Annotated in this window: 24 protein-coding genes and 7 tRNA genes; 20 read left to right on the plus strand and 11 right to left on the minus strand. The window is 72.8% G+C overall.

What is annotated here, in order from left to right:
* The 3 genes from cobT to ABD236_RS19625 form a co-directional block, all read left to right on the plus strand.
* Positions 1 to 2,492, plus strand: a 2,492-nt coding sequence (gene cobT, locus ABD236_RS19615; protein ID WP_344075076.1) for a nicotinate-nucleotide--dimethylbenzimidazole phosphoribosyltransferase, incomplete at its 5' end; no start/stop codon positions are given.
* A gap of 142 nt (positions 2,493 to 2,634) precedes the next feature.
* Positions 2,635 to 3,864, plus strand: coding sequence for a uroporphyrinogen-III C-methyltransferase (gene cobA / locus ABD236_RS19620; protein WP_344075077.1), 1,230 nt, complete (start codon positions 2,635 to 2,637; stop codon positions 3,862 to 3,864).
* A 64-nt stretch (positions 3,865 to 3,928) separates the two neighbouring features.
* Complete coding sequence (locus ABD236_RS19625; protein WP_344075078.1) at positions 3,929 to 4,744, plus strand: TrmH family RNA methyltransferase; 816 nt, start codon at positions 3,929 to 3,931, stop codon at positions 4,742 to 4,744.
* Positions 4,745 to 4,821: 77 nt separating this feature from the next.
* On the opposite strand, the gene ABD236_RS19630 is transcribed toward ABD236_RS19625, so the two are convergent.
* Positions 4,822 to 6,042 (minus strand): serine/threonine-protein kinase, encoded by a 1,221-nt coding sequence (locus tag ABD236_RS19630; protein ID WP_344075079.1) that lies wholly within the window; start codon positions 6,040 to 6,042, stop codon positions 4,822 to 4,824.
* Positions 6,043 to 6,243: 201 nt separating this feature from the next.
* Here ABD236_RS19630 and ABD236_RS19635 point away from each other — a divergent pair, with 201 nt between their 5' ends.
* From ABD236_RS19635 to ABD236_RS19650, 4 genes are all read left to right on the plus strand, one after another.
* The gene (locus ABD236_RS19635) at positions 6,244 to 6,510 is read left to right on the plus strand and encodes a hypothetical protein (RefSeq protein WP_344075080.1); all 267 of its coding nucleotides are present in this window, start codon (positions 6,244 to 6,246) and stop codon (positions 6,508 to 6,510) included.
* A gap of 187 nt (positions 6,511 to 6,697) precedes the next feature.
* On the plus strand, positions 6,698 to 6,907 hold the full coding sequence (locus tag ABD236_RS19640) for a hypothetical protein (RefSeq protein WP_344075081.1): 210 nt from the start codon (positions 6,698 to 6,700) through the stop codon (positions 6,905 to 6,907).
* Positions 6,908 to 7,380: 473 nt separating this feature from the next.
* Positions 7,381 to 8,442, plus strand: coding sequence for an aminoglycoside phosphotransferase family protein (locus ABD236_RS19645; protein WP_344075082.1), 1,062 nt, complete (start codon positions 7,381 to 7,383; stop codon positions 8,440 to 8,442).
* A gap of 60 nt (positions 8,443 to 8,502) precedes the next feature.
* The gene (locus tag ABD236_RS19650) at positions 8,503 to 8,844 is read left to right on the plus strand and encodes a TFIIB-type zinc ribbon-containing protein (protein WP_344075083.1); all 342 of its coding nucleotides are present in this window, start codon (positions 8,503 to 8,505) and stop codon (positions 8,842 to 8,844) included.
* Positions 8,845 to 8,901: 57 nt separating this feature from the next.
* On the opposite strand, the gene ABD236_RS19655 is transcribed toward ABD236_RS19650, so the two are convergent.
* The 5 genes from ABD236_RS19655 to ABD236_RS19675 form a co-directional block, all read right to left on the minus strand.
* Positions 8,902 to 8,973, minus strand: a tRNA-Val gene (locus ABD236_RS19655).
* Between the two features lie 49 nt (positions 8,974 to 9,022).
* A tRNA-Val gene (locus ABD236_RS19660) sits at positions 9,023 to 9,094 on the minus strand.
* A 26-nt stretch (positions 9,095 to 9,120) separates the two neighbouring features.
* Positions 9,121 to 9,192: transfer RNA gene (locus ABD236_RS19665), tRNA-Val, on the minus strand.
* A gap of 1 nt (position 9,193) precedes the next feature.
* Positions 9,194 to 9,267, minus strand: a tRNA-Cys gene (locus ABD236_RS19670).
* A 39-nt stretch (positions 9,268 to 9,306) separates the two neighbouring features.
* Positions 9,307 to 9,379, minus strand: a tRNA-Gly gene (locus tag ABD236_RS19675).
* Positions 9,380 to 9,558: 179 nt separating this feature from the next.
* Here ABD236_RS19675 and ABD236_RS19680 point away from each other — a divergent pair.
* The 3 genes from ABD236_RS19680 (at position 9,559) to ABD236_RS19690 (ending at position 12,346) form a co-directional block, all read left to right on the plus strand.
* Positions 9,559 to 10,605: a chorismate-binding protein gene (locus tag ABD236_RS19680; RefSeq protein WP_344075084.1), complete on the plus strand. Its 1,047-nt coding sequence runs from the start codon at positions 9,559 to 9,561 to the stop codon at positions 10,603 to 10,605.
* The gene (locus ABD236_RS19685; protein WP_344075085.1) at positions 10,606 to 11,427 is read left to right on the plus strand and encodes an aminotransferase class IV; all 822 of its coding nucleotides are present in this window, start codon (positions 10,606 to 10,608) and stop codon (positions 11,425 to 11,427) included.
* Between the two features lie 82 nt (positions 11,428 to 11,509).
* Positions 11,510 to 12,346, plus strand: coding sequence for a GNAT family N-acetyltransferase (locus ABD236_RS19690; RefSeq protein ID WP_344075086.1), 837 nt, complete (start codon positions 11,510 to 11,512; stop codon positions 12,344 to 12,346).
* Between the two features lie 58 nt (positions 12,347 to 12,404).
* Here ABD236_RS19690 and ABD236_RS19695 read toward each other — a convergent pair whose 3' ends face one another.
* The gene (locus ABD236_RS19695; RefSeq protein ID WP_344075087.1) at positions 12,405 to 12,926 is read right to left on the minus strand and encodes a DsbA family protein; all 522 of its coding nucleotides are present in this window, start codon (positions 12,924 to 12,926) and stop codon (positions 12,405 to 12,407) included.
* A 155-nt stretch (positions 12,927 to 13,081) separates the two neighbouring features.
* Between ABD236_RS19695 and ABD236_RS19700 the strand changes: the two genes are divergently transcribed.
* The gene (locus tag ABD236_RS19700) at positions 13,082 to 13,531 is read left to right on the plus strand and encodes a hypothetical protein (protein WP_344075088.1); all 450 of its coding nucleotides are present in this window, start codon (positions 13,082 to 13,084) and stop codon (positions 13,529 to 13,531) included.
* Positions 13,532 to 13,918: 387 nt separating this feature from the next.
* Positions 13,919 to 14,098, plus strand: coding sequence for a hypothetical protein (locus ABD236_RS19705; protein WP_344075089.1), 180 nt, complete (start codon positions 13,919 to 13,921; stop codon positions 14,096 to 14,098).
* A gap of 26 nt (positions 14,099 to 14,124) precedes the next feature.
* On the opposite strand, the gene ABD236_RS19710 is transcribed toward ABD236_RS19705, so the two are convergent.
* Together ABD236_RS19710 and ABD236_RS19715 are read right to left on the minus strand one after the other, a co-directional pair.
* Positions 14,125 to 14,682 (minus strand): CGNR zinc finger domain-containing protein, encoded by a 558-nt coding sequence (locus tag ABD236_RS19710; RefSeq protein ID WP_344075090.1) that lies wholly within the window; start codon positions 14,680 to 14,682, stop codon positions 14,125 to 14,127.
* A 209-nt stretch (positions 14,683 to 14,891) separates the two neighbouring features.
* Entirely contained in the window at positions 14,892 to 15,305 is a 414-nt protein-coding gene (locus tag ABD236_RS19715) for an SsgA family sporulation/cell division regulator (protein ID WP_003987206.1), read from the minus strand.
* A gap of 188 nt (positions 15,306 to 15,493) precedes the next feature.
* Between ABD236_RS19715 and ABD236_RS19720 the strand changes: the two genes are divergently transcribed.
* The 4 genes from ABD236_RS19720 (at position 15,494) to ABD236_RS19735 (ending at position 16,720) form a co-directional block, all read left to right on the plus strand.
* Positions 15,494 to 15,904 (plus strand): TIGR02611 family protein, encoded by a 411-nt coding sequence (locus ABD236_RS19720; RefSeq protein WP_344075092.1) that lies wholly within the window; start codon positions 15,494 to 15,496, stop codon positions 15,902 to 15,904.
* A gap of 64 nt (positions 15,905 to 15,968) precedes the next feature.
* A tRNA-Val gene (locus tag ABD236_RS19725) sits at positions 15,969 to 16,040 on the plus strand.
* Positions 16,041 to 16,147: 107 nt separating this feature from the next.
* On the plus strand, positions 16,148 to 16,609 hold the full coding sequence (locus ABD236_RS19730; protein WP_344075093.1) for an SRPBCC family protein: 462 nt from the start codon (positions 16,148 to 16,150) through the stop codon (positions 16,607 to 16,609).
* Positions 16,610 to 16,648: 39 nt separating this feature from the next.
* Positions 16,649 to 16,720, plus strand: a tRNA-Val gene (locus ABD236_RS19735).
* 54 nt (positions 16,721 to 16,774) lie between these two features.
* On the opposite strand, the gene ABD236_RS19740 is transcribed toward ABD236_RS19735, so the two are convergent.
* Entirely contained in the window at positions 16,775 to 17,500 is a 726-nt protein-coding gene (locus tag ABD236_RS19740; RefSeq protein WP_344075094.1) for a 3'-5' exonuclease, read from the minus strand.
* 140 nt (positions 17,501 to 17,640) lie between these two features.
* On the opposite strand from ABD236_RS19740, the gene ABD236_RS19745 reads away from it, so the two are divergent.
* From ABD236_RS19745 to ABD236_RS19760, 4 genes are all read left to right on the plus strand, one after another.
* Positions 17,641 to 18,207: a DUF4365 domain-containing protein gene (locus ABD236_RS19745; RefSeq protein ID WP_344075095.1), complete on the plus strand. Its 567-nt coding sequence runs from the start codon at positions 17,641 to 17,643 to the stop codon at positions 18,205 to 18,207.
* Positions 18,207 to 19,409, plus strand: a complete 1,203-nt coding sequence (locus ABD236_RS19750; protein ID WP_344075096.1) for a hypothetical protein — start codon at positions 18,207 to 18,209, stop codon at positions 19,407 to 19,409. The genes ABD236_RS19745 and ABD236_RS19750 overlap by 1 nt, the downstream gene beginning before the upstream one ends.
* A 119-nt stretch (positions 19,410 to 19,528) precedes the next feature.
* Positions 19,529 to 21,505, plus strand: coding sequence for a threonine--tRNA ligase (gene thrS, locus ABD236_RS19755; RefSeq protein WP_344075097.1), 1,977 nt, complete (start codon positions 19,529 to 19,531; stop codon positions 21,503 to 21,505).
* A gap of 78 nt (positions 21,506 to 21,583) precedes the next feature.
* The gene (locus ABD236_RS19760) at positions 21,584 to 22,144 is read left to right on the plus strand and encodes an HIT family protein (RefSeq protein ID WP_344075098.1); all 561 of its coding nucleotides are present in this window, start codon (positions 21,584 to 21,586) and stop codon (positions 22,142 to 22,144) included.
* Positions 22,145 to 22,155: 11 nt separating this feature from the next.
* On the opposite strand, the gene ABD236_RS19765 is transcribed toward ABD236_RS19760, so the two are convergent.
* A complete protein-coding gene (locus ABD236_RS19765) occupies positions 22,156 to 23,811 on the minus strand; it encodes a hypothetical protein (protein WP_344075099.1) in 1,656 nt (551 codons plus the stop codon).
* Positions 23,812 to 23,862: the final 51 nt, after the last annotated feature.

Raw genomic sequence — 23,862 nt, forward strand, 5'->3', positions numbered from 1 at the left:
CCGCCGTGCCCGCGCCCGAGCAGCCCGCCCCGGCGCCCGCCGCCGAGCCGGTGGCCGCACCGGCCGTGGCGGCCGCGCCGCCGCAGGCACCCGAGCCGGACCCGGCTCAGCAGCCCGAGGGCGTCCAGGTCGAGTCGGCGCCGCAGCCGATCGCCGAGCCCGTGGCGCCGGTCGCGCCCGTGGCCGTGGGGCCGGTGCTCGTGGAGGACGACCTGGTGGAGAAGAACCTCCCGGAGGACGACGGGGCCGCGCAGCCGGTGGCCGAGCAGGCCGCCGCCGTGGTCGCGCCGGAGCCGGTCGCCGTGGCGCCGGAGGCCGTCGAGCCCGTGGTGGCCGCCGAGGTGCCCGCGCCCGTCGCCGTGGCGCAGGAGCAGGCCCCGGTCCAAGCCCCGGTCCAGGCCCCGGTCCAGGTCCAGGAGCAGGACGCGGTGGAGCCGCAGGCCGGGCCTGTCCCGGCCGCCGCGCCGCCCGTCGTGCCCGTACCCCGCTCCGAGTCCGCCCCCGAGCCCCAGCCCGAGCAGGTGCCGACGGCCCCCGAGGTCCCGACCCCCGTGCTCGTCGTCGACGAGCCCGAGCCACTGGCGGCCGAGGCCGAGCCGGAGCGGCCCCGCCCCGTCGCCGTGATCATCGACGATGTGGACGAGGACACGGCCGAGGAGATCGCCACGGCCGCCGAGCCGGTCGCCGACCAGGGCGAGCCCGTCGAGGCCGCCGCCCCCGACGACACCGAGGCCGACGAGGCCACCGAGGCCGACGCGGGCGCCCCGGCCCCCGGCTACGCCGACGCCGAGCGCGAGGCCGTGCTGCGCGTGATGCGCGAGCGCCGCGACATCCGCAACGGCTTCCGCGCCGACCCGATCCCGCACGAGGTGCTGCTGCGCGTCCTGGAGGCCGCGCACACCGCCCCCAGCGTCGGCCACTCGCAGCCCTGGGACTTCGTGGTCATCCGGTCCGCCGAGACCCGCCGCACCATGCACGAGCTCGCCCAGCGCCAGCGCGACGCGTACGCGAAGTCGCTGCCCAAGGGCCGCGCCAAGCAGTTCAAGGAACTGAAGATCGAGGCCATCCTCGACACCCCGGTGAACATCGTGGTCACCGCCGACCCCACCCGGGGCGGCCGCCACACCCTGGGCCGCTACACCCAGCCGCAGATGGCCCCGTACTCCTCGGCGCTCGCCGTCGAGAACCTGTGGCTCGCCGCCCGCGCCGAGGGCCTCGGCGTCGGCTGGGTCTCCTTCTTCGACGAGCGCGAGATGGTCCGCGCCCTCGGCCTGCCCGAGCACCTGGAGGTCGTCGCCTACCTCTGTGTGGGGTACGTGGACGAGTTCCCGGACGAGCCCGAGCTGATGCAGGCGGGCTGGTCCAAGCGGCGCCCGCTGTCCTGGGTGGTCCACGAGGAGACGTACGGCCGCCGCGCGCTGCCCGGCGAGGACCCGCACGACCTGCTCCAGGAGACCGTCGCGGGCATCCGCCCGCTGGACGCCAAGGCGCTCGGCGAGGCGTGGGAGCGGCAGAAGCGGATGACCAAGCCGGCCGGCGCGCTCGGCATGCTGGAGATCATCTCCGCGCAGCTCAGCGGGCTCTCCCGCAAGTGCCCGCCGCCGATCCCGGAGCCCGCGGCCGTCGCCATCTTCGCGGGCGACCACGGGGTGCACGCCCAGGGCGTCACCCCCTGGCCGCAGGAGGTCACCGGCCAGATGGTCGCCAACTTCCTGGGCGGCGGGGCGGTCTGCAACGCGTTCGCCAACCAGGTCGGCGCCGAGGTCTGCGTCATCGACGTCGGGGTGGCCGGCGAACTCCCGGCCACCCCGGGCCTGCTGCCCCGCAAGGTGCGCCCCGGCACCGGCGACATGACCACCGGGCCCGCCATGACCCGCGAGGAGGTCGTCGCCGCCGTCGAGGTGGGCATCGAGACCGCCCGCGACCTGGTGGCGGCGGGCAACAAGGCGCTGCTGACCGGTGAGATGGGCATCGCCAACACCACGGTGTCGGCCGCCCTGATCTCCCTGTACACGGGCGTCGACCCCTCGGAGGTCACCGGCCGCGGCACCGGCATCAACGACGAGACCCACGCCCGCAAGGTCGACGTGGTCCGCCGCGCCCTGGAGCTGCACAGCCCGGACCCGGCCGACCCGATCGGCGTCCTCGCCGGGATCGGCGGTCTGGAGCACGCGGCCATGGTCGGCTTCATCCTCGGCGGCGCCTCGCTCCGTACTCCGGTCATCCTCGACGGTGTGAGCGCCGGCGCGGCCGCCCTGGTCGCCCGGGCCATCGCGCCGGAGGCCCTGGCGGCGTGCATCGCGGGCCACCGCAGCGCCGAGCCCGGCCATGTCGCGGCCCTCAACAAGCTGGGTCTGCGCCCGCTGGTCGATCTGGACCTGCGCCTGGGCGAGGGCACCGGTGCCCTGCTGGCCCTGCCGCTGGTGCAGAGCGCGGCACGGGCCATGCACGAGGTCGCGACCTTCGACTCGGCCGGAGTCACCGAGAAGTAGCCACAGTCGTACCCGGCGTGCCCGCCTGTTCCGCAGTACGGAACGGCGGGCACGCCGGGCGACGGTCCGCAGACAATGGGGTCCGGGGCGACGCCCCGTCCTCCGACGACGCCCGCCGACGCCGCACCAGGAGCCACCCGCCATGGCAGAACACCCCGCGTACCCCGTAGGCCTGCGCCTCACCGGCCGCCGCGTCGTCGTCATCGGCGGCGGCCAGGTCGCCCAGCGTCGCCTCCCGGCCCTGATCGCGGCCGGCGCCGACGTCGTCCTGGTCTCCCCGTCCGCGACCCCGTCCGTGGAGGCGATGGCGGACACCGGTGAGATCACCTGGCACCGCCGTCCGTACGAGGACGGCGACCTCGCGGACGCCTGGTACGCCCTGGTCGCCAGCAGCGACACGGCGGCCAACGAGCGGGCCTCCGCCGAGGCCGAGCGCCACCGCGTCTGGTGCGTGCGCTCCGACGACGCCACCCGGGCCACCGCCTGGACCCCGGCCACCGGCCGCACCGAAGGCGTCACGGTCGCCGTGCTCACCGGCGGCGCCCCCGATCCCCGCCGCACCGCCGCCGTCCGCGACGCGGTCGTCGAGGGCCTGCGCGACGGCACCCTGGTCGCCCCGCACCATCGCACCCGTACGCCTGGCGTCGCCCTCGTCGGCGGCGGCCCCGGCGACCCGGACCTGATCACCGTGCGCGGCCGCCGGCTGCTCGCCGAGGCCGACGTGGTCATCGCCGACCGGCTCGGCCCGCGCGACCTGCTCGACGAACTCCCGCCGCACGTCGAGGTGATCGACGCCGCCAAGATCCCGTACGGCCGGTTCATGGCCCAGGAGGCCATCAACAACGCGCTGATCGAGCACGCCAAGGCGGGCAAGGCCGTCGTCCGGCTCAAGGGCGGCGACCCGTACGTCTTCGGCCGTGGCATGGAGGAGCTGCACGCGCTCGCCGAGGCGGGCATCCCGTGCACGGTCGTCCCCGGTATCTCCAGCTCGATCTCGGTGCCCGGCGCCGCCGGGATCCCGGTCACCCACCGGGGCGTGGCGCATGAGTTCACCGTGGTGAGCGGCCATGTCGCCCCCGACGACGCGCGCTCGCTCGTCGACTGGGAGGCGCTCGCCCGGCTGACCGGCACGCTGGTGATCCTGATGGGCGTCGACAAGATCGGTGCGATCGCCCGGACGCTGATCGCCCACGGCAAGAGCCCCGAGACGCCCGTAGCCCTGGTCCAGGAGGGCACCACCGCCGCCCAGCGCCGCGTCGACGCGACGCTGGCCACGGTGGGGGAGACTGTGACCACGCAGGACGTACGGCCGCCGGCGGTCATCGTGATCGGTGACGTGGTCGCCGTGGGTCCCGCGCTCCCGACCACGTAACCCGCGGTAACGGATCTCGGTCCGGGCCGTTGGCACCACACCCAGGACAAGGCAGTATCACCCTGTGGCTGATCTCATCACCATCGACGACCCCGACGACCCGCGCCTGCGCGACTACACGGGCCTGACCGACGTCGAACTGCGCCGCAAGCGCGAGCCCGCCGAGGGCCTGTTCATCGCCGAGGGCGAGAAGGTCATCAGACGGGCCAAGGACGCCGATTACGAGATGCGGTCCATGCTGCTCTCCGCCAAGTGGGTCGACGTGATGCGCGACGTCATCGACGAGATCCCGGCGCCCGTCTACGCGGTCAGCCCCGACCTCGCCGAACGCGTCACCGGCTACCACGTGCACCGGGGCGCCCTCGCGTCGATGCAGCGCAAGCCGCTGCCGACGGCGCAGGAGATCCTGGCGACCACGCGCCGCGTCGCGGTGATGGAAGCGGTGAACGACCACACCAACATCGGCGCGATCTTCCGCAGCGCCGCCGCCCTCGGCATGGACGCCGTGCTGCTCTCGCCGGACTGCGCCGACCCGCTCTACCGCCGCTCGGTGAAGGTCTCCATGGGCGCGGTCTTCTCCGTCCCGTACGCCCGTCTGGAGTCCTGGCCCAAGAGCCTGGCGACGGTACGCGAGGCGGGCTTCAGGCTGCTCGCCCTCACCCCCGACGAGAAGGCCTCGGCCATCAACGAGACGGCGCCCCACCGGCTCGACAAGGTGGCCCTGATGCTGGGCGCGGAGGGCGACGGCCTCTCCACCCAGGCCCTGGTCGCGGCCGACGAATGGGTCCGCATCCCGATGGCCCACGGCGTCGACTCCCTCAACGTGGGCGCGGCGGCGGCGGTGGCGTTCTACGCGGTGGCGACGGGCAGGCCGGAGTAGCACGAGCCCTGTCAGGGGCGCGGGGAACTGCGCGACCAGCCACGGACAACCCGCAGTCGCCGGCCCACCGCGAGGCCCTAGAGCTGCTGCGCCGCGGCGATCCCCAACGCCACGATCAGCGTGACGACGAAGAACACGATGAGCCGCTGGCGCAGCAGCCGAGGGTTGGCGGGCCGCAGCCGCCCCGTACCGGTCCGGACACCCGGACGCGTGCCGGGACGCCCATTGGTCCCATGGGTACGGCTGCCATTGCGGGGCGCGGGCGGCCGAGAGCCCCCCGTGCGCGGCGCGGAGGGACGAGGCGCCCCGCCCCGCTGGGCGCCGGCACCCGTACTGCGCCCGCCGCCCTCGGTATACCGCTGCGTACGCTCATCGCGCTGATACTGCTCCGTACGCTCACTGAGCCGCCCCGTCGGCCGGTCCGCCTCGGAGCGGTCGCGCTGGGCGGGCGGCCGCGCGTCCAGACCGCCACCGCCCTGCGCCTCCCGCGCCGCGATCTCCTTGAGCCGCATCGAGAGCTGGAGCGTGCTGGGCCGCTCCTCGGGGTCCTTGGCCAGACAGGCCCGCACCAGCGGGGCGAGCGCGTCCGGCACCCCGTGCAGCTGGGGCTCCTCGTGCACCACCCGGTAGAGCATGACCTCCGAACTGCCGTGTCCGAAGGGCGAGTCGCCCATCGCCGCGTACGCCAGCGTCGCGCCCAGCGAGAAGACGTCCGTGGCGGGCGTGACCGCCGCCCCGCGCACCTGCTCGGGCGCGAGGAAGCCCGGCGAGCCGACGGCCGTGCCGACGTGGGTCAGCGTGGAGGCGCCGGTCGCCCAGGCGATGCCGAAGTCGATGATCCGGGGGCCCTTGGGGGAGAGCAGGATGTTGGACGGCTTGAGGTCCCGGTGCACCACACCGGCCTCGTGCACCGCCACCAGCCCCTCGGAGAGCGCGGCGCCGATCGCGGCGGCCTCGGCCGCGGCCAGCGGGCCCTCCTCGGCGACCTTGTCGTGCAGCGAGGGGCCGGGCACGTACTGCGTCGCGAACCAGGGGCGGTCGGCCTCCAGGTCGGCCGCGACGAGGCGGGCCGTGCAGCCGCCGCGGATGCGCCGGGCCGCCGACACCTCGCGGGCGAAGCGCGAGCGGAACTCCTGGTCCTCGGCGAGGTCCGGACGGATCACCTTGAGCGCGACCCGCTGGCCGCGCCGGTCGGAGCCGAGGTAGACGACACCCATGCCACCCGCGCCGAGGCGCCGGTGGAGCCGGAACGAGCCGACGACACGCGGGTCCTCGCGCCGGAGCCGCATCATCGCCATTTTCATCCCCGCTGCCCGGTCCTGTTGACGTGGCACAGCTTACGTACCCCCGGGCCGGTGTGCTCATAGGCCGCGCCCTCGCGCACCGATCGATTGTCAGTGCCCGGTGGGAAACTTGAAGAGTGGTCAGCAACGCGCCGTGCGCGCCGCGCCGACCGGAGCGCGATCTCAACGATCCGGTGCAGAAGGGGGATTGGATCAGTGAAGGGTGACCGCGTGGAGATAGTCGTGGACGCGGGTGACACGACACGCACGTACGAAGTGGTGGCAACCCGGGCGGGTCGCAGGGTGGAGACGGCGGTCCGCAGAGGGGTGGTGGAAGTGAGCGAAGTCACCCGCAGCGGGACGGTGGTGCGCACCGCGCGCTTCATGGCGACCCGGGTGCTCGCCCTGGTCGAACAGCCGGTCCCCCGGGAGGACGCCTCCGAGGTGGAGACCCGTCCCCTCCGGGAAGACCCCAAGTCCTAGGACCCGGTCTCCACCCAGGGGAGTACGGGAGGGGTGACCCACTCATCCCCTGGGAGGCCCGGCAATCGGTACGAGGGCATGACGCCCGGCGGGCGCCGCTTCCCTAATGTGGAGGTCAAGCGGCGGGCGCAGCACTCGTCCCCCGAGGTCAGACGCCCGCCGCTGTCGATTCGACAGGAGAGGGACCATGGCGGACACGGCAACGCGGACGATTCTCCGCACGCGCGGAAGCAGGGCGACCGCCTCGGCATCCGCCGCCCGCCGGTCCGGCCCGCGCCACCCCTTGGTGGCGACGGCCATGGTCCTCCCCCTGGCGGCCCTGCTGACAGTCGTCTTCGGCGGCTGGGACGCGGTGGTCACACAAGCGTCGTCCGTGGGCGTGATGCTGGGGCGCTGAGCGGCGCCCCGGACCCGGTAGAGCGGACCGGGTCGGGGACATCCGGCCATTTTCAGCCCCGTGGGGACGGGGGTGCGGCGGACGGCAGAAAAGGCGTTGCCCAACTGGCTGGGGAGCCACCAGGGCAACGCCTTTTCGTATACCCACGCCCCTGACGCGCCCCAGGGGACGCGAGAGACGAGCGGGGGTGGAGGGGCGCGGGGAACTGCGCGAGCAACCCACCACAGCCCGCAGACGACCGGGGGCTCAGGGGCGCGGGGAACTGCGCGAGCAACCCACCACAACCCGCACACGACCGAGGGTTCAGGGGCGCGGGGAACTGCGCGACCAGCCGCCCACCGGCCCGCAGACAAAGCCCGGGCCAAGCAGGGGCGCGGGGAACTGCGCGACCAGCCCCTTACCGGCCCGCAGACAAAGCCCGGGCCACAAACGCCGTACCCTCGCAGGGGAAGCGCGCCCACCCCCGGAGCCCCATGCCCCCCGCACCCCTCATCACCACCCTCACAGAAGCCGCCCGCAAGGCAGCCGAGGCCTTCCCGGAGCCGCCCGGAGCCAGGGGAGCGGGACCGGGGCCAGGCACCGAGATCCTCGCGGCCCGCCCCGACGGCACAGTCGTCCGCCACGGCCCCGTCGTAGCCAAGGCGCATGCCCCTGACACCGACCCGGCGGAGCTGGACGCCCGGCTGGCCATCGCCGCCCACCCCCTCCTGCACGGCGTGCTGCTCGCCCCCCTGGAGCCCAGGCCACCCCACACTCCCGGCACGGCCCCCGGCCCCACACCGATCACCCCACCCATAACCCTCTGGCCCCACGGCACCCCCGTAGACCCCACCGACCCCGACAACGCCCCCTGGCCCGAGGCCGGCCACCTGGTGGCGCGGCTGCACCGCGTGCCCCTGGACGCCCTCCCCGGCCCCCTGCCCGCCATGCGCGGCCCCGCCAAGGCCGCCAGAGCCGTGGCGCGGATGCGGTCAGCCGGGGTCCAGGGAGCGGCGGCCGAGGCCGTCACCCGGGCCTGGGCCCAACTCCCGGCCTGGGCCCGAGCCGAGGCCCCGCACTCCACCCCCACCCCCGCTCCCGCCGACGGAACCGCCCGCCTCTGCCACGGCGACCTCCACCTCGGCCAGCTCGTCCGGCTGGACAGGCCCGTCCGGCTGGACAGGCCCCTCCACCCCGTCCCGCCCGTACAACACCCGGCCGACAGGAACTGGCTGCTCATCGACGTCGACGACCTGGGGCTGGGCGACCCCGCCTGGGACTTGGCGCGCCCCGCCGCCTGGTACGCGGCGGGCCTGCTCGCCCCCGAGGACTGGTCCCGCTTCCTCGGCGCGTACCGGGACGCGGGCGGCCCCGCCGTACCGCCGCAGGGCGACCCCTGGCCCCAACTCGACGTGCCCGCCCGCGCCCTGACCGTACAGACGGCGGCGCTGGCCCTCGCCAAGTGCGCCCGGGACCGCCGGGAGCCGGACGAGGCGGAGCTGGCCATGATCGAGAGCTGTACCCGAATCGCAGCACTCCCGCCCCGGCTCCCGTGACGGGGGCGGACATAGGCTGCTGCTGCCCCATCGGAGAAACAGCGAGGAGTTGAGCCGGTCATGCAGTGTCCCAAGTGCCACGCACCGATGCACACGTACAACCGCAACGGTGTGCAGATCGAGCAGTGCAGCGGTTGCCGGGGGATCTTCCTCGACTACGGGGAGCTGGAGTCGCTGACCCGGCTGGAGTCGCAGTGGGTGCAGCAGGCCCCGCCCGCGCCGCAGGCCTACCCCGCGCCCCCGGCCCCGCAGGGCTACCCGGCCCAGGCCCCGCACGCCCCGGCATGGGGCGCCCCGCAGCACCAAGGCGGCCACGGTGGCTACGGCGGCCACGGCAGTCACGGCGGCCACTACGGCCACAAGCGCCACAAGGGCTTCGGCCACATGCTCTTCTCGTCCTGACGGGGGGCGCGCACGACGAAGCCCCCGGCCTTCGAGAAGGCCGGGGGCTCCGGGCTGTGCGCGATACTGGGATTGAACCAGTGACCTCTTCCGTGTCAGGGAAGCGCTCTCCCGCTGAGCTAATCGCGCGGGATCGGTCAGAACCCTACAGGACGGTTCCGGACCGGGTGGTACTGCGTGCGCGATACTGGGATTGAACCAGTGACCTCTTCCGTGTCAGGGAAGCGCTCTCCCGCTGAGCTAATCGCGCGGGTACGGATCTTCGAGAAGATCCAGTGGACGATACTGGGATTGAACCAGTGACCTCTTCCGTGTCAGGGAAGCGCTCTCCCGCTGAGCTAATCGTCCTTGGAGGTGGAGACGGGATTTGAACCCGTGTAGACGGCTTTGCAGGCCGTTGCCTCGCCTCTCGGCCACTCCACCAGGAGTGCGAGCAGGGGTTCGGGAAGATCCCCCACATCGAGCGGACGACGAGATTCGAACTCGCGACCCTCACCTTGGCAAGGTGATGCTCTACCAACTGAGCCACGTCCGCTTGTCGTTTCCGTTTCGCTTGCGCGTCCCGGCGACGTGTTGAACTCTAGCGGATTCCTGGGCCAGTACAAAAACGCGTTTCCGCAGCGTGCTGCGGTGTGCTCGGCCCGCACCCGGCGTCGTCCCTGGTCCGCGCCCGCTCCGGGGCGGCCGCACGGCGGCCCCCCTAGACTCACAACCGTGCATGACCTCGCTCCTCTGGCCCGTTTCGGCGGGCTCCTGGCCTCCGATCTCCGCGATGTGACCGCTGACCCGGAGGCGCTCGACTCCTCCGGCTTCTGGGCGGTCGCGGCCGACTTCGAGGGCCGTCTCGTGTGTGCGCGCTTCGCGGACGTACGGGCCGCCCCGGTCCCCGCGCCGGTCCCGGGCGCCTGGCGCGGGCCCGCCGCCGGTGACTGGACGTCCTCCCTCGACCGCGCCGCGTACACCGCCGGTGTGCGCAGGATCCGCGAGCACATCGCGGCCGGCGAGGTCTACCAGGCGAACCTCTGCCGCGTGCTGAGCGCCCCGCTGCCCGATCCGGCCGCCGCCGACGTGGACGCGCTCACCGCGCTGCTGGCCCGGGGCAACCCCGCCCCCTATGCAGGAACGATCCGGCTGCCGGCGCACGGCGTGGAGATCGCCACCGCCTCGCCCGAGCTCTATCTGCGGCGTACGGGGGAGGTCGTCGAGTCCGGGCCCATCAAGGGGACCGGCCGCACCGCCGACGACCTGCTGGAGAAGGACCACGCCGAGAACGTGATGATCGTCGACCTGGTCCGCAACGACCTGGGCCGGGTCTGCGCCACCGGCTCGGTCACCGTGCCCGAGCTCTGCGCGGTCGAGCCGCACCCGGGCCTGGTCCACCTCGTCTCCACCGTGCGCGGGGAGCTGCGCGAGGGCGCGGGCTGGAAGGACCTCCTCGACGCCTCCTTCCCGCCCGGCTCGGTCACCGGGGCGCCCAAGTCCAGCGCGCTGCGGATCATCGAGGCGCTGGAGACCGCCCCGCGCGGCCCCTACTGCGGCGGCATCGGCTGGGTCGACGCCGACCGTCGGCGCGGCGAGCTCGCCGTCGGCATACGTACCTTCTGGATCGACCGCCCCCGGGGCGTCCTGCGCTTCGGCACCGGGGCGGGCATCACCTGGGGATCCGACCCCGAACGGGAGTGGGCCGAGACCGAGCTGAAGGCGTCCCGGCTGCTCGCGGTGGCGTCGGGCGCGTATTCGGACAGTGGAAGGACCGCGTAGATGCAGATCTGGGTGAACGGCGCACTGCGGGACGCCGACGCCGCGCAGGTGTCCGTCCTGGACCACGGGATGACCGTGGGCGACGGCGTCTTCGAGACGGTGAAGGCACAGCGGGGGACGACGTTCGCGCTCACCCGCCACCTCGCCCGGCTGACCCGCTCGGCGCGCGGCCTGGGCCTGCCCGACCCGGACCTGGACGAGGTCCGCCGCGCCTGCGCCGCCGTGCTCGACGCCAACCCGGTCGCGCTCGGCCGGCTGCGGATCACCTACACCGGCGGCCTCTCCCCGCTCGGCTCGGACCGCGGCGACGCGGGCCCCACGCTGGTGGTGGCCCTCGCCGAGAGCGCCCGGCGCCCCGACAGCACCGCCGTGATCACCGTGCCCTGGACGCGCAACGAGCGCAGCGCCGTCGCCGGGCTCAAGACCACCTCGTACGCCGAGAACGTGGTCGCGCTGGCCCGCGCGCACGGGCAGGGCGCCACCGAGGCGCTGTTCGGCAACACCCTCGGCGCGCTCTGCGAGGGCACCGGCTCCAACGTCTTCGTCGTCCTCGACGGACAGCCGCACACCCCGCCGCTCTCCTCCGGCTGCCTGGCGGGGATCACCCGCGAGCTGGTCGTGGAGTGGACCGGCGCCCAGGAGACCGAGCTGCCCCTGGCCGTGCTGGCGAGCGCCGAGGAGGTCTTCCTGACCTCCACCCTGAGGGACGTGCAGGCCGTGCACCGGGTCGACGGGCGGGAGCTGACCGGCACACCGGGCCCGGTCACCGCCAAGGCGATGCGCGTCTTCGACGAGCGGGCCGCCGCCGACCTCGACCCGTAGGCCCTGCCGTCCAGGAGCCCGCGAGGACCGCATCCCGGCAAATCCGGTGACGGACGGCCGCCCGGCAGGTACAACGGCCTTGATGACCACCACCATCCGGCCGACCGGGCCGCTCCAGCAGGGCGCCGACGGCGCCGCCTCCCGTACCTACGACGTGTGCGTCAACAGCAGACGCGTCGGCACCGTCACCGTCGCCACCGACCCGAGGTTCGGCCCCGCCATGGGGGTGATCAGCGGGCTGTACGTGGACGAGCGCGACCGGGGCCGCGGCCGGGGGACGGTGGCCGCGCTGGCCGCCGAGGAGGTGCTGCGCGGCTGGGGCTGCACCCAGGTGCGCGCGGCGGTGCCCGCGGACGCCGTGGCGGCCCTGCGGCTGGCCGACGCGCTCGGCTACACCGAACGCAGCCGCAACATGGCCAAGCCGCTGCCCGCCGAGCCGCCCGCGCTGCCCGCCCAGGTCACCGGGCGGGCGATGACCGAGGCCGAGTTCACCGTCTGGCACCACGACGAGCAGGAGAACTACGCCCGCAGCTGGATCGCCCGGGGCGTCCCGGCCGAGCAGGCCCGCGCCAAGGCCGAGGCGGACCACCGCGACCTGCTCCCCGAGGGCCTGGCCACGCCCGGCACCCATCTGGAGGTGCTGGTCAGCGCCGGGGCCGTGGTCGGGCACGTCTGGGTGGCCCGGCAGCAGACCGACGCCGGGCCCGTCGCCTATGTCTACGACGTGGCCGTCGCCCAGGAGCACCGGGGCCGGGGCCACGGCCGCGCCCTGATGCTGCTGGCCGAGCGGGCCGCCCTGGCCGACGGGCTGACCACGCTGGCCCTGCACGTCTTCACCGACAACATCCCGGCGGTGCGGCTCTACGAGTCACTGGGCTACGAGCCGACGGAGTACAACCGGGCCAAACCCCTGCTCTGAGGACCGGCCGCCGGGGCGCGGACGGGGCTCGGCGCGGACGGGGCGCGGAGACGGGCTCTCAGGCGCCCAGCAGCCGGTCCGCGATCTCCCGCACGCGGTCGCGCAGCCCGTCCTGGCTCTTGCCGCCGTCCAGACGCTCGCCGCCGATGACGTACGTGGGGGTGCCGGTGACGCCGATCGCCTTGCCCTCGGCCTGGTCGGCGTCGACGATCAGCAGATGCCGGCCGTCGATGAGGGCGGTGTCGAACTCCTCGGCGTCGAGGCCGAGTTCGCGCGCGGCGTCGAGCAGCACGCGCTCGCCCCGCTCGCCCAGCTCCTCGGTGCGGGCGAGCACCGCCTCCACGTACGGCCAGCCCCGGCCCTGCTCGAACGCCTCCTCGGCGGCCTGGGCGGCGGCGTAGGCGTGCTTGTGCTTCTCCAGCGGGAAGTGCCGCAGCCGGATCTCCAGGCGGTCGCCGTAGTGCGCCCGCAGGGCGCGGACGTCGTCGAGGGCGGCGTGGCAGTCGGGGCACTGGAGCTCGCACCACACGTCGAGGACGACGGGGGCGGCGGAGCCGGTTTCGGGGGTGGTCTCGCTCATGGGGCCAGTCTCCCAGCCCCGCCCGGGCGGCCCCAACCGGGACCTGGGGAGGACCCGCCCCCGAGATCTCCCTGATGTCCTGGCGCACCATGGCCCGGACCGCCCGCTCCGGTGCAGGATGGAAGGGCCACACCCCCCATGTCTGGAGGAACCGGATGCTTGCCGAGACCGTCTGCTCCGCCGCGTCCGCGGCCGGACTGGGCATCGCCGCCGTGACGGCGTACCGCAAGCGCTTCCTGTCGGCCACGCGGATCGCCGCCTACGCGCTGGTCCCCGTCGCCCTGGTCATGACCGGGGTCGTGGGCTGGGTGTCCGGCATCGTGTTCAAGCCCAGCGTCTGGGCGGGCTTCGGTCTGCTCGGCATCGCCTGGATGCTCTTCTCCGTCACCCGCTTCGTGGAGCGCCGCTCCGAGGGCGGCACCCGCAAGGAGCGCAGGGCGGCCGAGGCGGCCGGGGGAGAGGCGATCGCTCCCGCGGCCTCCGCGCCCTCCCTGGGCGCCGGGCGCCGCTCCGCCGCCCGGCCCGCGCCGAAGGCGAAGGGGAAGCCCGGCGGCGCGGACGACTTCAGCGACATCGAGGCGATCCTGAAGAAGCACGGCATCTGAGGCCCGGGGCCCGGCCGCGGGGCGGGGGTGTGCGGATACGGAACCCGGGTAAGGGAACCGGACGCGATACGGAACCGCGCGCGGAATCTGAAAGCCCGTCGGAATCTGACACTCCGTAACGTGCCACGACCGGTCCGACCGGGAAATTCCGCCTACCGTTAATTCCCTTATACGGAATTCCAGTTGGAGTGAATTCCGGCCGCATTACGGGAGCGCTCCCATGGCCGATTGCGGAGCCGAATCCCGTGTCCGGTCCGTCGGCCGGCGCGGCGCGGCCGCGGCCGGGGCGCGGTGCGGTGGCCGCCCGTCAACATCGAAGTAACTCCCCCTCCGGGTGGGCGTGTTGGCGCGTCGTCGCGCTCCCGCTGGTCCATCATCACCCCCGAGATGCTGGACACTTCCCCGGGGCATGTCCCCGCGCCGCCCGAAGAACCGCATGCCGCGCCCGAGGCCGACGAGCCGCGCGGCTGTCTCTTCGCCCTTTCCCAGCCACCCCTGATGATCTTCCTCGGGGTGATCGGCTGTCTGCTGCTCATGGCGGCCCTGCACGATCTGTACCTGCTGTGACCGGCCGTACGGCAGCGCCCCGGGGCTCAGCCCGCCGCTTCCTTGCGCCGGGCCCGGTAGGCGGCCACATGCAGCCGGTTCCCGCAGGTGCGGCTGTCGCAGTAGCGGCGCGAGCGGTTGCGCGAGAGGTCCACGAAGGCCCGGCCGCAGTCCGGCGCCTCGCACCGGCGCAGCCGCTCCTGCTCGCCCGCCACCACGATGAACGCCAGCGCCATCCCGCCGTCGGCGGCCAGGTGGTCCGCGATCGAGGCGCCCGGCGCGAAGTAGTGCACATGCCAGTCGTAGCCGTCGTGGTCGGTCAGCTGGGGCGTGGTGCCCGCCTCCGCCACGATCTCGTTGACCAGACCGGCCGCCGCCCGGGCGTTCGGCGCCGCGAAGACGGCCGAGAAGCGGCTCCGTACGGTCCGTACGCCGGCGAGGTCGCGCGCGGTGAGGCTCTCCACACCGCTGATGGAGTGGTCCCGTACGAAGCCGTACAGCGCCTCGACGTCGGAGAGCCGGTCGGGCGCCTCGCTCTCCGGCGCGGTGTTCACCAGATCGACCACTACGTCGAGGGCGATCCGGGTGTCGTGAGGGATCAGCACGATTCGCTCCCTGGCCTGCTGCGGGCCGGTGCCCGCCGATGCCGGCTGACTCTACTGGCTCCGGCTCGCAGCGCACCGGCGCCCGTCCCGCGAGGGTGGTCGCGGGACGGGCGCCGGTCGAGGTGCCTATGCGGTGGGCGTGCCTATGCGGACGGCCGCGCGGCGCCGTCTCCCCGAGTCGGACGGCGCCGTGCGGCTCTCGGTCTGGCTCAGTTCTCCGCCAGGATGTGCGAGAGCTCCGTGTCCAGATCGAAGTGACGGTGTTCGGTGCCCGGTGGCACCGCGGCGTCGGTCCGCTTGAGGAACGACTCCAGAGCCCGCGCCGGGGCTTCGAGCAGGGCCTCTCCTTCCGGGGAACTGAGGGCGATGCAGACGACGCCCTGGCCGTGACTGCGCGACGGCCAGACTCTGACGTCTCCGGTACCGGTGGGCCGGTGCAGGCCCTCGGCGAGAAGGTCGCGGGCGAACACCCACTCGACGGTCTCCTCGGCTCCGGTGTGGAAGGTGGCGTGCACGGCGTAGGGATCGGCCGTGTCATACCGCAGGCCCGCGGGTACAGGCAGTGAGGACTCGCTCGACACAACGAGGCGCAGGTGCAGCTCGCAGCTGACCGTGGTGTTCATAAGCGCCAGGGCCTTTCGCTCAGTGTGCGCTCGGGGATTCGCACGTCGGCGAAATCGACATGCCACCTACGGTGCCGTTGTAAACCCCTCTGGCCGTTTTGCGGGTGTTCAGGTAGCTCGTACGGCGGAGTATTACTTTGGGTTATGCGGCCATTCTGGTGAGGGTCCGCGTCGGGTAGGTTGACCGCATGAATACGGGGAGTGACGAGCAGGCCGGAGCGACCGAGGCCGCACTGGGGTCGCGGGCGCCCGCCTTCATCAAGGCGTCCAGGCCGCTCCATCTGAGCTGGCAGGTCGGCGTCTTCGTGGTGGGTCTCGCGGTGGTGGTGGCGGGCGTCATCATGCTCCCGCTGCCGGGCCCCGGCTGGCTGGTGATCTTCGGGGGCATGGCGATCTGGGCGACCGAGTTCGTCTGGGCCCAGCTGGTGCTGCGCTGGACCCGGCGGAAGGTCACCGAGGCCGCGCAGCGGGCCCTGGACCCCAAGGTGCGGCGCCGGAACATCATCCTGACGGCGGTCGCCCTGGTGGTCGTGGCGGCGCTCGCCGGGGCCTACCTCTGGAAGTTCGGCCTCGTCCTGCCGTGGAAGGCCGACGACTGACGGGCGGGCCCGGCCACCATGGTCAAAGGCGCCGCTGACATGCGGTAATGTTTGCGGTGCGCCCGGGCGATTAGCTCAGTGGGAGAGCGCTTCGTTCACACCGAAGAGGTCACTGGTTCGAACCCAGTATCGCCCACCCGGACCGAAGGCCCGGAGATCGACAACGATCTCCGGGCCTTCGGCGTTCCAGGAACCCGCTCCCCGGGCCGGTGTACTTCCCGCTTCCCGGCGCAGACTTGCCCCATGAAGCGCACGACCGCGCACTGGAGCCACTACCGCTTCGACAGCGTCTGGCATCTGCCCGCCCCGCCGGGCGCCGTCTACGCCGTCCTGGAGCGCCCCGAGGAGTACCCGCTCTGGTGGCCGCAGATCCGCGAGGTCACCGCCCTCGACGGGGGCTCCGGCATCGCCCGCTTCCGCTCCCTCCTTCCGTACGACCTGGTCGTCACCGCCCGCGAGCGGCGCCGCGACCGGGCGGCGGGAATCCTGGAGGTGGCCATGAGCGGCGATCTGGACGGCTGGGCCCGCTGGACGCTGAGCGCGTACGGCGGCGGCACCCGCGCGCTGTACGAGCAGGAGGTCGAGGTGCGCAAGCCGCTGATGCGCCGGCTCGCGCTGCCCGGGCGGCCCGTCTTCCGGGCCAACCACGCGCTGATGATGCGCGCCGGACGGCGGGGGCTGACGGCCGTCCTGAACGGAGTTTGAACCCAGGCCGTCCGGGCCTGTATGGTTCAGTCCGTTCCCGGGCGATTAGCTCAGTGGGAGAGCGCTTCGTTCACACCGAAGAGGTCACTGGTTCGAACCCAGTATCGCCCACCGGGAGAAGGCCGGTCCGTCGACGACGGACCGGCCTTTCGCATGGACGGCCGCTCAGGCTGCGGCGGGCAGCTCCGGCCGCACCGGCCACGCCGGATCCACCGCCTCCGGCGTCCCGTTGCGGGTGAACCAGGCCTGGAGGCCGCGCGCCTGGGCCGCGTGCCAGCCGGTCTGGAGCGTATGGATCTCCGCCGGGGTCAGCCGCTCCAGGCGCGCCGCGAACCGGCGCCCCACCGCCCGTACGACCTCCAGCGCGGCCAGCGCGTCCGCCGCCGCGTCGTGCGCGCCCTCCAGCACCACCCCGTAGTGCGCGCACAGATCGGTCAGCGTGCGCCGGCCCTTGCGGTAGCGGTCCAGATGCTTGTCCAGGACCCGCGGGTCGAGCACCCGCAGCGGCGCCCCGTCCAGATAGCGCTCCAGCGACGAGGCGCGGTGGCGCCTCAACTCCCGGTCGAGCAGCGTCAGGTCGAACGGCGCGTTCATCACCACCAGCGGCCGCCCCGCCGCGCACTCCTCGGCCAGCGCCCTCGCCACCTCGTCCACCACCGGTGCCGGCCACCGCCCGTTGAGCTGCACGTGCTCGTCGGTGAGCCCGTGCACGGCGGTCGCGGCGGGCGGCACCGGTATGCCCGGGTTCACCAGCCAGCGCGTCGACCGCGGCCGTGAACCCGCCCCGTCCTGCACCACCAGCGCGGCCGAGACCAGCCGGTCCTGTTCGACGTCCACACCCGTCGTCTCCGTGTCGAAAGCGGCCAGGGGGCCTTCATACCAGCACGTCATGGTTCAACTCCCTTTGCACCCATGGCAGATGGCGTGCGTCCCCTGCCCGATTCCGTGATACCCGGGCCGTTTGCGGCGTACGCCCTCCGGCAACAACACAGGTGACGGGCCCGCAAGTTGACGGAAGGCGTACGACGGCCATGGCGATCGCGCAGCCCGAGCCGAGCGGGCTCCTGCCCGAACGGATCGCCCCGCAGCGCGGCTCACTCGCCACCACCGCCTGCATGGAGACCCTCCAGGTGGGCTACCTCCACGCCGTGGCGGCCGCCGCCGGCTGCTCGCTCTCACAACCCTTTCCGGACAACGGAATCGACTGGCACGTGAGCCACAGCGCCCCCGGCCACACCGTCGACGACGAAGTCACGATCAAGGTGCAGCTCAAGTGCACGTACCAGATCCCCTCGCACCCGCCGGGCGGGGCCTTCTCCTTCACCCTCGACAACGAGCACCTGGTGAAGCTGGCCCGCCCCCCCGTCTCGGTGCACAAGATCCTGGTCGTGATGCTCGTGCCCAGAAGCCGGGACGAGTGGCTGCGCGCGGGCCACGACCGGCTCGCGCTGCGGCACTGCTGCTACTGGACCAACCTGGCCGGCCACGCGGTGACCGGGCGGCGCAGGACCACAGTGCGGATACCGACCTCGCGGATCTTCGACGATCGCGCGCTCTGCGAGATCATGACCCGGGTCGGGGTGGGAGGGAGGCCCTGATGCGTCTGACGAGCGGGTCGAGCGGGGAGGCCGGCGGACCGGAGACCGTGGAGCCGGTGCCCGCACAGGTGGACCCGGCCGTGCTCGGCGTGCTGCTGCACCGGCACGGCTGGCAGCGGCGCGGCGGCGCCGGGCGGTACGCGCGCTGGACCCCGCCCGGGGGCGGCGGCCGCGGCACCAGCCTGCTGGTGCCCGAGAGCCGTGCCTACCCCGACAGCGAGGACCTGATCGGCGAGGCGCTCACCGCGCTGGCCCGCTCGGCGCTCCCCTCCGCGCGCGAGGTGCTGGTCTCGCTCGCCGTGCCCAGCGACGAGGTCCGCTGGTGGCGCGAGACCCCGCCGGGCCCCGCGGGCGCCACCGGCTGGAGCGAGCAGGAGCGGCTGCGCGGCGCCGCCCACCGCATGCTCCTGGCGGGCGCGCTCGCCGTGCGCGGCCGCGCCGGGTACTACGGCGCCCGCCACCGCAGACAGGCTCTCGCCGCGCTCGAAGGCGTGCTGGTCGGCTCCGCGGCGGGCGGGCGGCTCACCGCGTTCGTCCCCGTGGAGCCGGGCCGCCCGGTCGTCGTACGGCTCTACGAGGCGCTGTACGCGGTCCGCGAGGCCATCGACTACCGCCGCACCACCGGCGGCATGGAGGCCTTCGACGCGGCCGTCGCGGCGGGCGCCAGCCGTGAGCTCACCGAGTCGGTCGTGGCCCTGGTGTCGGGCTCGGAGGGCGTCCGGGTCGCCCTGGAGTGGGCCCCGGCGGCAGGCGTCCCGGCCGGGTGCGCGGCGCGGCCCGAGCCGGTCGAGTTCTCGCCCGGCGACCTGCCCGCGCTGCGCGAGGCCGGGGCCCGCTACCTGGGACACGAGCCCGCGCTGCCGGTCCGTGTCACCGGCGCGGTGGTCCGGCTGCGCCGCTCGGGGCCGCGCGGGCCGGGCACCGTACGGCTGCGGGTGCTCGCGGGCGCCGAGATCCCGTACGTACGGATGGAGCTGGACGAGGAGGCCTACCGGATCGCGGGCCACGCCCACTTGGTCGGGCTGCCCATCCGGGTCATCGGCCGGCTGGAGAGCCGTGGCGGCTTCCGCAGGCTCGCCGGGGCGAGCGGGGTGGTGCCGGTCCAGGTGGACGACGCCGAGCGGGACCGGCTGATGAAGTCGATCCGGGAGAACGTCGAGAGCATCGCCTTCTTCGAGGAGGCGTGCGCGGGGGAGGAGTGAGGGGCCCGCCCGGGGCCTGCGGCCGCACAAACCGTTTCGCGGGGTGCCCCACCGGCTCGGTAGGATTCCTCACGCGCACGCGGTACGAGCGTGCGTACCCCTTCAGTCAGGAGAGACCGGTGTCAGACGTCCGTGTGATCATCCAACGCGATTCCGAGCGGGAAGAGCGCGTGGTGACGACGGGCACTACGGCTGCCGAGCTCTTCGCCGGTGAGCGCACCATCGTCGCGGCCCGGGTGGCCGGCGAGCTGAAGGACCTCGCCTACGAGGTGCGGGACGGCGAGGAGGTCGAGCCCGTCGAGATCTCCTCCGAGGACGGCCTCAACATCCTGCGCCACTCCACCGCCCATGTGATGGCCCAGGCCGTCCAGGAGCTCTTCCCCGAGGCCAAGCTGGGCATCGGCCCGCCGGTCCGGGACGGCTTCTACTACGACTTCGACGTCGAGCGGCCCTTCACTCCCGAGGACCTCAAGGCGATCGAGAAGAAGATGCAGGAGATCCAGAAGCGGGGGCAGCGCTTCGCGCGCCGCGTCGTCACCGACGAGGCCGCCCGCGAGGAGCTCGCGAACGAGCCCTACAAGCTGGAGCTCATCGGCATCAAGGGCTCGGCCTCGTCCGACGACGGCGCGGACGTCGAGGTGGGCGGCGGCGAGCTGACCATCTACGACAACCTCGACGCCAAGACCGGCGAGCTGTGCTGGAAGGACCTCTGCCGCGGACCCCACCTGCCGACCACCCGGAACATCCCGGCGTTCAAGCTGATGCGCAACGCCGCCGCCTACTGGCGCGGCAGCGAGAAGAACCCGATGCTCCAGCGCATCTACGGCACCGCCTGGCCCTCCAAGGACGAGCTGAAGGCGCACCTCGACTTCCTCGCCGAGGCCGAGAAGCGCGACCACCGCAAGCTGGGCAACGAGCTCGACCTGTTCTCCATCCCGGAGCAGATCGGCTCCGGCCTCGCCGTCTTCCACCCCAAGGGCGGCATCATCCGCCGGGTCATGGAGGACTACTCGCGCCGCCGCCACGAGGAGGAGGGCTACGAGTTCGTCTACACCCCGCACGCGACGAAGGGCAAGCTCTTCGAGCAGTCGGGCCACCTGGACTGGTACGCCGACGGCATGTACCCGCCCATGCAGCTCGACGAGGGCGTCGACTACTACCTCAAGCCCATGAACTGCCCGATGCACAACCTGATCTTCGACGCGCGCGGCCGGTCCTACCGCGAGCTGCCGCTGCGCCTGTTCGAGTTCGGCACGGTGTACCGGTACGAGAAGTCGGGCGTCGTCCACGGCCTCACCCGGGCCCGCGGCTTCACCCAGGACGACGCGCACATCTACTGCACCAAGGAGCAGATGGCGGAGGAGCTCGACAAGACGCTCACCTTCGTCCTGAACCTGCTGCGCGACTACGGTCTGACCGACTTCTACCTGGAGCTGTCCACCAAGGACCCGGAGAAGTTCGTCGGCTCGGACGAGATCTGGGAGGAGGCCACCGAGACCCTGCGGCAGGTGGCCGAGAAGCAGGGCCTCCCGCTGGTCCCGGACCCGGGCGGCGCCGCGTTCTACGGCCCGAAGATCTCGGTGCAGTGCAAGGACGCCATCGGCCGCACCTGGCAGATGTCGACCGTGCAGCTCGACTTCAACCTGCCGGAGCGCTTCGACCTGGAGTACACCGGCCCGGACGGCTCCAAGCAGCGCCCGGTCATGATCCACCGCGCGCTGTTCGGCTCCATCGAGCGGTTCTTCGCGGTGCTCCTGGAGCACTACGCGGGCGCGTTCCCGGCGTGGCTGGCGCCCGTCCAGGCGGTCGGCATCCCGATCGGCGACGCCCACGTCGAGTACCTCCAGGAGTTCGCCGCCGACGCGCGGAAGAAGGGCCTGCGGGTCGAGGTGGACGCGTCCTCGGACCGGATGCAGAAGAAGATCCGCAACCAGCAGAAGCAGAAGGTCCCGTTCATGATCATCGTCGGTGACGAGGACATGGCCGCGGGCACGGTCTCCTTCCGCTACCGCGACGGGTCGCAGGAGAACGGCATCCCGCGCGACCAGGCGCTGGCCAAGCTCGTCGACGTGGTGGAGCGCCGCGTACAGGTGTGATCCACTCCCCGCCCCGGCGGGGCGAGGCCCCCGGAGTCACCTTCCGGGGGCCTTCGTCGTGCCGACCGGCAAGGTCATATGCTGCACAGCATGACGAGTGAGCCGGAACAGCAGATCGGGGTCGGTGTCCAGGACGCCTTCCAGCGCCTGTGGACGCCCCATCGGATGGCCTACATCCAGGGCGAGAACAAGCCGACCGGCCCGGGTGCGGGCGACGGCTGTCCCTTCTGCTCCATCCCGGCCAAGTCCGACGAGGACGGGCTGATCGTGGCCCGCGGCGAGCATGTGTACGCGGTGCTGAACCTCTACCCGTACAACGGCGGCCACCTCATGGTCGTGCCCTACCGGCACATCGCCGACTACACCGACCTGGACGCCGCCGAGACCGTGGAGCTCGCGGAGCTCACCAAGCAGGCCGTGACGGCGCTGCGGACGGCCTCGGGGGCGCACGGCTTCAACATCGGCATGAACCAGGGCACCGTCGCCGGCGCCGGGATCGCCGCCCATCTGCACCAGCACATCGTGCCCCGCTGGGGCGGCGACACCAACTTCATGCCGGTCGTCGGGCACACCAAGATCCTGCCCCAACTCCTGGGCGACACCCGCAAGATGCTCGCGGAGGCCTGGCCCAGGAGCTGAGGGCGCCGGGCCTACGCGTCGTACCAGTCGGCCTTGCGCGGCGCCGGGTCCTGCACCATGCCGCTGAGGATCATCGAGCGGTTGGTGAAGCGCTCGGTGTCCACGCCGTGCTCGTCGAGCACCTTCATCGCGGCGGCGTGCACCACGCGCAGCACCGGCGTCGCCGCGCGCATCGCGTCGTCGGCCATGAAGCGGTGCCGCCACGGCTTGTCCGCCCAGGCGTGCCGCAGCCCGAACGGCTCGGGCAGCACCAGCTTGCCGCCGAGGTGGTCCAGGAGCGGCGGGTACCAGGTGAGCGGGGCGCGGGCGGCCAGGCGCACGACCTCGCGCGGCTCGACCAGCGGAAGCTGTATCTCCTTCTTCTCCCAGAACTTGAAGGTCTTGTCGACCGACTTGGTCTTGGGGCTGGGCTTGGTGGTGAACAGGGCGTGCACCGGGCCCAGCGCATGGCCGGTGACCTCGATGCGCAGGGTCTCGTGGAGCACGGTCACGGTGATCATCATGGTGATCACCAGCTGGCCGTCCCAGAGGGTGAACTGCACGCCCAGGTAGTGGCGGTTGCCGCTGGAGAACTGCTGCTCGTTGCAGATCCGCTGGACCTCGTGCTGGCGGACCTGGAAGTTGTCGACGTCCTGGCCGGTGGGCCGGGCGACCTCCTTGGCGTTCTCGCCGACGGGGGAGACGACCCAGTTGTTGACCGAGGGCTTGGGGAAGCCGCCGGTGTGCAGGGGGCCGCGCTCCAGCAGCTGGAGGCGGTCCTGGATGGCCCTTATGACGTCCCAGCTGCGGAAGCCGTGGATCTCCTTGCCGGGGTCCTTGGGGACGAGCTCCTCGGCGAGCTGCCAGCTGCCCCAGCGGGTGCCCATGCCGAGTATGCCCTTGGGGCCGGCGTAGAAGACGGCGTTGCTGTGCTGCTCGGCGGTGAGCTTGGCGAGGTTCTGGCGCAGCTGCTCGGCTGCGGTCTCGTGCGGGTTCTTCGGTACGGCCTCGGGGATCTTGGCGCCGACCCCGCCGCCCGCGAGCAGGCCGTTCCAGCGGGCGCGCAGGTCCTTGGCGGTGGCCTCGCAGATCTGCTTGGCCCAGAACCAGCCGAGCACGGGCATCACCAGCATGGCCCGCAGATAGATCGCGAGGAAGCCGCCGAAGGGCAGCTTGACCAGGGCGATCACGGCGAGCACGGTGAAGGCGAGAAGGAGCAGGTTGCCGAGGGCGCCGACGCGCCGGTCCTTGGCGCCGGCCAGGGTGCGGCGCAGCTGGAACAGGCCCAGCCAGAGCAGCAGACCGGGCAGGAAGAGCACGCCGAAGACACCGGTGATCGCGGTGAGCCGGATGTCGCGTTCCTTGCGGATGCGGATCGCGGCGAGGCAGTGCTCGACGACGGTCTGCGGTTCGGTGCCGAAGGACTGGATGATCGCCTTGCGGGTGGCGCCGAGCATCCGGGACTGCACGGCGCGGGAGAAGGCCTCGCCGAGGTTGGGTTCGAAGAGGGAGAGCCGGGGTTTGGTGACGGCCGACTCGTGCCACTCGTTGTTGGCCTTGAGGATGTCGGCGACCGGGCTGTCTCGGTAGGCGGCCGAGGCGAGTGCCTGGGTCGCGGCCGTCTGGCCCGCCGAGCCCTGGAGCGGGACCTGGGCCCCGGGTGAGAAGTCGAATGGTTCGTCCGCCACTGCCGCCCCCATCGCCGCACGCCGTCGCTCTGCGGCCTCTTCCCGACTGCC

It is taken from the genome of Streptomyces crystallinus, assembly GCF_039521265.1.
GTDB lineage: Bacteria > Actinomycetota > Actinomycetes > Streptomycetales > Streptomycetaceae > Streptomyces > Streptomyces crystallinus.